14 protein-coding genes are annotated in these 8,329 nt (G+C 59.9%); all 14 read right to left on the reverse strand.

The annotated features are described in order from the left end of the window. Positions 1–86: 86 nt before the first annotated feature. Positions 87–443 (reverse strand): hypothetical protein, encoded by a 357-nt coding sequence (locus tag QZ638_RS08545; RefSeq protein ID WP_295808891.1) that lies wholly within the window; start codon positions 441–443, stop codon positions 87–89. After that, positions 443–904, reverse strand: a complete 462-nt coding sequence (locus tag QZ638_RS08550; RefSeq protein WP_206546006.1) for a phage tail tube protein — start codon at positions 902–904, stop codon at positions 443–445. Before QZ638_RS08550 ends, QZ638_RS08545 begins: the two co-directional genes overlap by 1 nt. 66 nt (positions 905–970) lie before the next feature. Beyond that, positions 971–1,381, reverse strand: coding sequence for a DUF3168 domain-containing protein (locus QZ638_RS08555; protein ID WP_295808893.1), 411 nt, complete (start codon positions 1,379–1,381; stop codon positions 971–973). Positions 1,382–1,466: 85 nt separating this feature from the next. Continuing rightward, positions 1,467–1,943 carry an HK97-gp10 family putative phage morphogenesis protein gene (locus tag QZ638_RS08560; protein WP_295808895.1) on the reverse strand — a complete coding sequence of 159 codons (477 nt, stop codon included), beginning with the start codon at positions 1,941–1,943 and terminating at the stop codon, positions 1,467–1,469. Beyond that, the gene (locus QZ638_RS08565; RefSeq protein WP_295808896.1) at positions 1,943–2,206 is read right to left on the reverse strand and encodes a hypothetical protein; all 264 of its coding nucleotides are present in this window, start codon (positions 2,204–2,206) and stop codon (positions 1,943–1,945) included. The genes QZ638_RS08560 and QZ638_RS08565 overlap by 1 nt, the downstream gene beginning before the upstream one ends. Next, the gene (locus tag QZ638_RS08570; RefSeq protein WP_295808898.1) at positions 2,206–2,556 is read right to left on the reverse strand and encodes a phage head closure protein; all 351 of its coding nucleotides are present in this window, start codon (positions 2,554–2,556) and stop codon (positions 2,206–2,208) included. The genes QZ638_RS08565 and QZ638_RS08570 overlap by 1 nt, the downstream gene beginning before the upstream one ends. Continuing rightward, a complete protein-coding gene (locus QZ638_RS08575) occupies positions 2,556–3,113 on the reverse strand; it encodes a class I SAM-dependent methyltransferase (protein WP_295808900.1) in 558 nt (185 codons plus the stop codon). The genes QZ638_RS08570 and QZ638_RS08575 overlap by 1 nt, the downstream gene beginning before the upstream one ends. Next, positions 3,113–3,568, reverse strand: a complete 456-nt coding sequence (locus QZ638_RS08580) for a hypothetical protein (protein WP_295808902.1) — start codon at positions 3,566–3,568, stop codon at positions 3,113–3,115. The genes QZ638_RS08575 and QZ638_RS08580 overlap by 1 nt, the downstream gene beginning before the upstream one ends. A 173-nt stretch (positions 3,569–3,741) precedes the next feature. After that, positions 3,742–4,317, reverse strand: a complete 576-nt coding sequence (locus QZ638_RS08585) for a hypothetical protein (protein ID WP_295808904.1) — start codon at positions 4,315–4,317, stop codon at positions 3,742–3,744. 41 nt (positions 4,318–4,358) lie between these two features. Next, positions 4,359–4,730 (reverse strand): head-tail connector protein, encoded by a 372-nt coding sequence (locus tag QZ638_RS08590; protein ID WP_295808905.1) that lies wholly within the window; start codon positions 4,728–4,730, stop codon positions 4,359–4,361. Then, entirely contained in the window at positions 4,730–5,578 is an 849-nt protein-coding gene (locus QZ638_RS08595) for a hypothetical protein (protein ID WP_295808909.1), read from the reverse strand. Before QZ638_RS08595 ends, QZ638_RS08590 begins: the two co-directional genes overlap by 1 nt. Then, positions 5,578–6,933, reverse strand: coding sequence for a phage portal protein (locus QZ638_RS08600; RefSeq protein WP_295808911.1), 1,356 nt, complete (start codon positions 6,931–6,933; stop codon positions 5,578–5,580). The genes QZ638_RS08595 and QZ638_RS08600 overlap by 1 nt, the downstream gene beginning before the upstream one ends. A 4-nt stretch (positions 6,934–6,937) precedes the next feature. Then, positions 6,938–7,165, reverse strand: coding sequence for a hypothetical protein (locus QZ638_RS08605; RefSeq protein WP_295808913.1), 228 nt, complete (start codon positions 7,163–7,165; stop codon positions 6,938–6,940). A 70-nt stretch (positions 7,166–7,235) separates the two neighbouring features. Continuing rightward, positions 7,236–8,329, reverse strand: a 1,094-nt coding sequence (locus tag QZ638_RS08610) for a phage major capsid protein (RefSeq protein ID WP_295808915.1), incomplete at its 5' end; no start/stop codon positions are given.

Here is an 8,329-nt window from a genome sequence, read left to right on the forward strand (position 1 = left end):
TTGAATTTCGCGGAGAGACAGGCCCCAGAAGTCCTGACCGTTCCCGCCGACGACGCTTACCCAGTCCTGTTGCAGCGAAAGCCAATCTATTCGGCTTTCGCCTTCGGAGGGTTTGCCTTGCCCTTCTCAGCCCCCGCATCTGGAAAGAAGCGCTGGAGAGCAAGACCAATCTTCTCCATCACAACCTGCTGACCAGCGTGATCCAGAACCCGGCCGGCTTCCTTGTGGGTGATTTCTGGATCGTGCTCCAGAAGCGCGGCCCAGACGATTGACCGGATCATTCCCATGCTCACCCGGCTCTCATCTTCAAGCTCGTTGACGATCTGCATGATCGGTTTCCCGAAATGCTCCTCGAGCTCGCAGATCGCGTTGGTGGAAAAGCGCAAGGAATAAACCTTGTCCTCAGTTTCGAGCGCGACGGCTCCACGGTTCGGGTTCGCCATTACACGCTGCCCGCAGAGATCGTGTCCCAGACCTCGGAGCCAGATGGCGCGAGCGTGATCGTGGCCGTCATGCGGTCATCCACGGGGATCGTGCGCTCGTAACCGGTCACCGACGCCTCGAAGGTCACACGATGGCGATCCGTGTCGCCCTGCTGGAGCGGGAATGTGATGCGCCACTGAATGACATCGCCGCTGTTCAGTAGCGAGAGGATGAGCTGATCTTCCGGAGAACCTGGGATGTAGTTTGCCTCGAAGCTTGCCTCGCCATTGTCGATCAGGCCCGGAATGTACTCACGGCGCCGATCCGGGCTGCAGAAGTGCGTGACATCGATCCGATCCGCTTCCTGCGCACCGGGCGACAGGTTGAAGACCTCACAGAGTTGGACGAAGCCGGGCGGCGAACTGGCGTCATCATACGCCTCAAGGATCGTATCCCAGCCGATGGTTGCTTTGCTTGCCATTTTACGGCTTCCTTTTCAGAGAATGCCTTGCCCAAGGGCGGTTGCGGGCAGACCGGCCGGGCCGGGTCAACCGGCGTGGTGGATGCGGAAATCCACGGCCACGCCAAAAAGCTTTGAGCCTGCGTCTGAGGTATTCACGCCACCGGGAGCGTCTTCGGCGAGGTCGCGCCCTTCTCCGTCGACAAAAACACCGTAGATGCCGGCTGCCGGGTCACTGAACATGTCCAGAGCGGTCACCACAGAGCGAGCAAGGGATTTCACAGCCCCATAGGTTTCTGCGATGCAATTCACCTGCACGCGGCTCTCCACAGTGCCGCGCCCGCAGAAGTGATAGTTCGGCAGCCCGTCGACACGGTGAAGAACGAGATAGGGAGGCGTGACAGCGAGCGAGCCATCGTCCCGGCGCGGTGCCTTCACCCAATACCGCTTGCCATCAGCCACGCCGCTTAGGAGCGCGGTTATCCGTTCTTCGATCATTCGGCTTGCGTCCTGTTGGTAGCTGTGAGCGCTCGATCAGACGGGCCAAAGCGGCGCGGGCCATTTCACACACTCGGCAGGTCATCTATTTGCCCTTGGCAGCGGCCTTTGCCTGCTTCTTGGCGAGGCGTTTCGCGGCTCTCATGATTTCGTCACCAAGCTGATCACCGATCACGTCCAGCACCTCCATCTTGTTCGCGTCCCAGGCTGGGCGCATGAAGGGCTGCGGGCCGTGCTGAACCGTTCCGAACTCCTGCCAGTGCCCATGCGGGTGCGGGACCGAAACGTCGGGGCCGACATACATCTCGACAAACGATTTATCGGTTCCGCGCGTGGCCTTGCGCTGGTTCTTGTTCAAGCGCGTGGAAATGGTGATCGAGGTCGGCAGATCATTCCGTGGGCGGCCGGGGCGATCCGGGGCCAAACGCTGCGCATCGTTGATGAGCGGCTTTGCGGCTTCCCGCAGCGTGCGCCGGAGGACGTTCTTGCCAGTTGATTTGGGCAACTCCGCCAGCGCCTTGTCGAGCTCGCGGAGCCCCTCAATCCGGACATTGGTCGCCATCAGTCGATCACTCCAAGTTCCCGGGCTTCGCGAAGTATCTCAGTGAGCCGGCCCTTCGGCGCTGCAACAAGACGACCGCCACCGAGCCAGTGGATTTCGGTTGCATCTGTCGGATCATCGATGAATCGCTCTATGGCTCTATCGAGTTTCCGAAATGTCTCGCCATGCTTCGTTGCCAATCTGGCATGGATTTCGGAAAGCAAGCCGATTGCGTCGTGAAGCGCATCCATCTCAACGGACAGATGGAGCTTGACGGTCGCCATTAGCTCGTGCTCCGAACCGCCGTGATCTCAATGAAGCGCCCGCGCATATCGCCCTGATCGCCTTCTTTCACACCCTCGATGTTCCAGATGCCGCCGTCATAGGACAGGCGATCAACTGGCGAGATCGTTTTCGATTTGGTCGAGGCGCGGATGACGAACCGGCTGCGAAGCGAGGAACCTGTCTGCCCGGCCGCGAACCTTTCACCGTCTGACACATCGCGGCGAGCGGCCCGGACCGTGATGAACCCGGCCCATTCCCGGATATCCTCGTTGAAGTCGTTCGTACCCACGACCTGATAGCGCTCAACCGTGATTGTCCGGTCGAGCGATCCCGCAGAGCGCTTTGCCATCAGACCCGAGCCCACCATGTGAAATTCAGATCGGTTTCCAGCGTGCGACCGGTTTCCTCGATCCACTCATCAACCGCACGGTCGACGCCGAAACAGAAGCGCGCATCCGGGTTTTGATAATCGTGCCCGCCGATCCAGCCGCCGGCCTTCACCTTCGGGAACCAGGCCGCAATGTCTTCCCGGACGCCTTCATAGGAATGGTCGGCATCGATGAAGACCAGGTCGAGCGTGCAATCTTCGACCTGTGATGCCGCCTCGACCGAAGACATTTCCTTGATCTGCGCGCGACCATGAAAGCGATGCACCCGGGCGAGCGCTTCCCGCTTGTGCTTACTCACGATCTCCGCAGCATCGAATGCGTGCTGATCTTTCGTCGCCTTGTAGCGTTCTGGCTGCTGATCGGATGGCAGCCAGTTATCGACCATGATCAGGTGGGCGTCTGTGTTCTGGAGAACGCATTCCGATACCTGCCCGCGCAGGACGCCGATTTCGACAGCCCGTGCGTGGGCCGGCAACCGGCGAATAATTGTCTGGGCTCGCTGTTCAAAGGGGCGCATTACCATCCGATTTCCCAAGGCCGGGGCTTGCCGTGAAAGATCACGACACGCGCGTTCTCCGGCAACGTTCCGTCACCGAACTCTTTGTCTGACCGCGTTTTCTTGCGGACATGGCATTTGTACGAAACCACCTGACTGGGCAGCGCGTCTTGCCATCGCTGCGCCCTGCCCTGCCAGAACTGACCAAGGAAACCCTGGTCGCCCCACTTCTCCCGCGTCACGCATTCGCGCATGTGCCGCGAAGGGTCAGCGATCCATGCATCCCAAATCGCCAGTCGTTCATTCTCTGGAATGAACATGAGCGACGATTGAATGCGCCCAGTCGTCGGCCAGTAGAAATCAGACAGCACCGTGAGGCGGTCGACAGCCGCAATGTCTTCCAGAGTGCCTACGATTGACGTATCCAGATCCATGAATAGAAGATCGCCACCGATATCGGGGCGAAACAATTCCATCTTGGACCACCAACCCGGCCAATCATACCGAAGCTCGATACGGGGGCACGGAACCTCGACATCCGACAGGCAAAAAATCTGAGCGCCGGGAAGATGGTCTGTCACCTGCCGGCAAAGTCGGGCGATATGGGAAGCGTCGAAGTCACCTCCTGACCGCAAAACCAGCGCGACCCTCATGAGGCAAGGGCCTTGTCCAGTTCCATCTTCGGATAGCTGGTCAGGGCAGATACCTTGCTGCAGTTGATCACCTTGATACCCATTGGATGGATCACCTTGCTCGCGTTGTCGACAGCGCGCCGCCACCTGGCAACGCTCGCTTCTTTCGGATTGTGCAGGTTGCCCGTATGCGCCCCATGCCAATGAAGGCCGTAGCGGGTGGTCATGTCGTAGCCGACAAGGATGATTTTGCGACAGCCGAACTGCACTGCGAGGTTCAGCGCATGAAACCCACCGTTGCCGCCCCAGCCCACGGTGCCGAGAGGTGACAGAAACAGGCGATCATCCGGCTTCCGGCATTCCACTTGTTTGATCTCCGGGAAGTCCTTCACCGCGGCTCTGTCGACCGTGAGCTTGAGACCAGAAAAGCCCGGGCATCCTTTTACGTGTCTCCACCATGCAAAGTCGCAGCCGTAGAGAATGTCGGCCCATGGCGCCAACTCCCATGACTTGTTGATCGCAATGAACTTCGCTTTTCCCTTCGCGACATGCAGCGGGGCGTTCTTTGCGCTCGGCCCGGATGCCACGATCACGACCGTCTCTCCCTCCCATGAGGGCCACCACTCAGGCTTTGTCATCGAAGCGCAGGGTCTCGGAGCGGATAAAGCAAGGCGGTGACCGGCTTCGGGAGATACCCTCGGTCGAAGGCTTCTTCGGTGTCGCCGTCCGGCTCGCGATAGAAGTGACCGACGAGCAGGATTGCCGCAGTTTCGATCTCCTTCGGGATTTCGGTTCCTGAAGGCACGTCGTCGCCGCTGTCCAGGTTCAAGATGACCTCGGCCTGATCCTTCAGGTAATTGATGATCGCGGCGGATGCGGCCTCGATATAGGCGTCGATCAGCGTGTCATCCTCATGCGGGAGAATATCCCATCCCCCACTCGTTTCCTCGATCTCACCGATGCGTAGCGCAAGCTTCACGGTGTCGAGGGAAACCAGCTTGACCATCATCCCACCTTCAGCGGCTGTTTCGGCTTCTCGGCCTTCATGATGCCGTCCTTGCCGTCCCTGCCCTTCTTGACAGCGAGACGCCAGCCGTCGCCTTCTCCGGGCTTGTCCGTGGTGTCCTTCTGAGCAATCCAGAACGAACCGCCCCAGGTGACACCGTCGCCGGCGGCATAGGTCTCGCCAGATTTGAAAACGCCGCAATCCAGAACGACCGGAAGCGTGAAAGGAAACTCTGTCACCTTCTCGCCCTTTGCGAACCGGAATGTGAATGTGCGCTTGCCATCGTGAACAACTTCGAGATCATCGAAGCCGAGCCCGTCCGCACCGTCCTTGCCATCTTGACCGGGATCGCCTTTCTGACCGTCACGCCCGACCACAAGACCAAGTTCCCGCGTGGTGCCATCTGTCAGTGCGAGGACTAGATTTCCGGATCGATCGATAACCGCCCCGGCCAAGCCCACACCATCGGCCCCGTCTTTACCATTGGCCCCGTCCTTGCCGGGATCGCCTGCCGGGCCGGGGTCGCCCGGATCGCCTTTATCACCCTTTTCCCCAACAACACCGGGCGCGCCATCCTTGCCGGGCGGACCTTCTGGACCCCGGTCGCCGGGCTCACCCTTTTCGCCGCGCTCGCCTTTTTCGCCGGGTTCACCCTGTGGGCCGCGCTCACCGTCAGCCCCATTTGCACCGGGATCGCCCTTGTCCCCCTTATCGCCGCGCTCGCCTTTCTCGGGTTGGCGCTGTTCGATGGCATCGAGGCGAGCCAGTACCGGCGCAATCGTATCGCGCACATACTCCTTGACCACGCCAACGATCTCTTTGCCGAAGGCCTTCCCGTCGAACGTCATCAGCGCAGTCCTTTGTAGATTTCGACCAGTGCGGCGCGGGCCTCGGCTTCGGCATTGTCGTTTGCAGCGCCGTCATCTGCTGGAGGCGTGGGAGGCGTTGGTGATCCGAATGGGTCTTCCTGCGCGTCTCGCTTGGCCAAAGCTGCCAGGGAATAGTTCTGCTGCTGCAGGTATGGCGTTTCGCCGCCATCCACTTTCTTCAGATCGAGTCGGCGGCGCGCTTCATTGGGTGACATGATGCCGGCGCTGATACCCTCCTTCAGTGCCTGCATCTGAGTGACGCTGTCCATCCTAAGCAAGCCGTCCAGATCGAACTCCGTGCCGATCTTCTCGCCGGTCATGCCCAGACCCTCGTCAAGGCAAATCTCAATATCTTCAATGAGTTTCTGGAGACACTGAGAGTAATACTCCGTGTTGAGCGCTTGCACGTTGTTGTAGCTGGGCATCTGCCCGACGCCGATCTTGTACGGAGGGACGTGGTAGACGGAACACACCACTTCAGCCGACCACTTCAACTGCTCGATGAGCTGGGAATCGATGGCTTTGGCCGCCATGGCCTCATACTTCAGCCCATCGCCGAGAACCGCCACCTTCCCGGCTTTCTTGCCGGTGAAGTTGTTGTCCCAGTATTCCTTAAGGCGACCGGCCGTTTCATCCGAGATGGACCCGGGCGCCACAAGAACACCGCCGGGCTGCGCCCCGTTCTCAAAGAACCTGGTGGAATTGCTCTGGATCGCGAGCCCCTGCATCGCAGCCAGACCACCGGCATAGATCGGAGACATGCCGACCAGAGGATGAAACATGCAGTTGAAGCGGTCGTGAATGATCTCGCGCGCTGGCACAATCACGCGCTCCGGCAAGCCGCTCAACTCATCGGTGTTTAGCTCGTAGAACACGGACCCGTCATCGGCCACCAGTGGCTTTACGCGAAGCGGGTCCAGAACGAACAGCCGGCGGACACTGCCACCATTATCCCGCTGCTTCAGAATGTACGTGTTGCCGCGCTGGAGCTTCGACAGAACCCACGTCTCAAAGAACTGGATGCGGTTCTGGAAGTGGTTCGGCTTGCGCAGAACCGGCGAATAGGCCGGGCTGCTAACTTCCGTCCAGATGCCGTCATCGTCTTTCTTGACGAGCTTCACCCGAAGCTTCGAGATATCGGAAGCGATCAGCGTGCGGCATGCAAAATCTGCGTGGAACGACAGGACCGAGTTGAAGTCCACCTCGACATTGTTCTGCCAGGCGCCGGAGAAGCTTTCGAGGATCCGAAACCAGCCACCCCGGTTCGGGTTTACTGGTGACAGGTCTTTCTTGGCCTCGCCCGTAAAGGGGACCGGCATGCCGAGAACGCGCATAGGCTCAGCCCTTCGCTTCCGCGATCTTGGTGCGCAGCGTGTCCGCGTCCCAACCGTGATAGGGCTTCTTGCCCACGACTTCGGCATAGCGCGCACGCAACACCTTCATGTCATCGACCGGCTTGCGCGGCTTCACCTGCACGTCGCGGCGGCCATAACCAAGCTTTTCAGCGATCTTTGCATAGCGCGGATCGCGGGCGTTCATGGCGCGCGTCAGATAGTTGGATTTCATCGGGCATCTCCCGAGAGAGGAAGGGAACCGGCCGCAGTTGCCCGCGGCCGGCAATGTCATTCAGGTCTGCTTAGGCGGAAGCCGCCGGCAAGCCCCAGTTGACCTCATCCAGAAGGGCCACAGCCGAAGCACGGCGCTTGGACCAGTTCAGGATGCGTTCGGCACGGAATGCCACGCTGTTGGTCTGCCACATGGAGACCATGGAGGTAGCGGTCGGCGTAACCGTGTCGTTGGTCGGATTGTCCAGCATCTGAAGCGAAGCTTCGCGGGAAACGTCGATCATGACGCCGCCCTCGTCAGCGAAGTAGATGTCGGAAGCGTTGACCAGAGCGACATAGCCGCCTGCCGAGACCGGTGCGAAGTATTCCGAGACAATGACCGGCAGGCCCATGAAGGTGCCGCCGTTCATGTTGATGCCTGGGAATTCCGGCTGACCGAGCGGATTGACCATGAGCGACAAGGCAAGTGCCGTTGCCGAAGACATGATCCACACACCGGCAGTCGGCGGGTTCTTCGCTGCCACGAAGGTTGCCATCAGAGCGCGTACGTCTTCACGGATCGCATCCGCGTCATTGCCGCTTGAAGTGATCGCGCTGACGCCATTGGTGATGGAAGCAGGAGAGACGCCTGCAGAAGCCGACTTCGAAGGATCGATGAAATCGGTATCCACACGCTCAGCAACCGCGCCCGCAAGAGCATCGCGCAGCAGTACGTCTGCCGCAGGGCTCGACTTGCGCAGCAACTCTTCCGTCACAACGCTGATGGTGGCGACCTTCAGCTCGTCGAGAGTGTTGCGGTTGAAGTCGAATGCCGTGAGCGGCTTGGGCTTGCCTTCACCCACCCAATAAGCCTGACCGCCGCCGGTCTGGCCGATCAGGGGCGTGCGGAACGGCACCGTGCGCAAAGACGGGATGCTGTTCTGTCCGAACTTGCCCACGATGGTCATTGGGCGAAGGAACTCGACAAAATCGGCATAAACCGAGGTTTCGTCACCCACAAGATCAGATGCCCAATTGCCGTCTGCACTGGACCCGGCAACGACACTCGCCTTCGAGACGATGCCATATACTGCCGAGTTCTCACCATAGAGTTGTTTGGCGATCTCCGTCTGACGGCGTTCACCCTGGCTCAGGAACGCGAGAGCCTTCACCTTGGCAAGGCGGG

Source organism: uncultured Nitratireductor sp., from assembly GCF_913053745.1.
Classification (GTDB): Bacteria; Pseudomonadota; Alphaproteobacteria; order Rhizobiales; family Rhizobiaceae; genus Nitratireductor.

Bases quoted from the DNA above. Each gene is read 5' to 3' on its own strand.
- QZ638_RS08545 (WP_295808891.1), bottom strand. From the start codon at position 443: ATGGCGAACCCGAACCGTGGAGCCGTCGCGCTCGAAACTGAGGACAAG.
- QZ638_RS08550 (WP_206546006.1), bottom strand. From the start codon at position 904: ATGGCAAGCAAAGCAACCATCGGCTGGGATACGATCCTTGAGGCGTAT.
- QZ638_RS08555 (WP_295808893.1), bottom strand. From the start codon at position 1,381: ATGATCGAAGAACGGATAACCGCGCTCCTAAGCGGCGTGGCTGATGGC.
- QZ638_RS08560 (WP_295808895.1), bottom strand. From the start codon at position 1,943: ATGGCGACCAATGTCCGGATTGAGGGGCTCCGCGAGCTCGACAAGGCG.
- QZ638_RS08565 (WP_295808896.1), bottom strand. From the start codon at position 2,206: ATGGCGACCGTCAAGCTCCATCTGTCCGTTGAGATGGATGCGCTTCAC.
- QZ638_RS08570 (WP_295808898.1), bottom strand. From the start codon at position 2,556: ATGGCAAAGCGCTCTGCGGGATCGCTCGACCGGACAATCACGGTTGAG.
- QZ638_RS08575 (WP_295808900.1), bottom strand. From the start codon at position 3,113: ATGCGCCCCTTTGAACAGCGAGCCCAGACAATTATTCGCCGGTTGCCG.
- QZ638_RS08580 (WP_295808902.1), bottom strand. From the start codon at position 3,568: ATGGAATTGTTTCGCCCCGATATCGGTGGCGATCTTCTATTCATGGAT.
- QZ638_RS08590 (WP_295808905.1), bottom strand. From the start codon at position 4,730: ATGGTCAAGCTGGTTTCCCTCGACACCGTGAAGCTTGCGCTACGCATC.
- QZ638_RS08595 (WP_295808909.1), bottom strand. From the start codon at position 5,578: ATGACGTTCGACGGGAAGGCCTTCGGCAAAGAGATCGTTGGCGTGGTC.
- QZ638_RS08600 (WP_295808911.1), bottom strand. From the start codon at position 6,933: ATGCGCGTTCTCGGCATGCCGGTCCCCTTTACGGGCGAGGCCAAGAAA.
- QZ638_RS08605 (WP_295808913.1), bottom strand. From the start codon at position 7,165: ATGAAATCCAACTATCTGACGCGCGCCATGAACGCCCGCGATCCGCGC.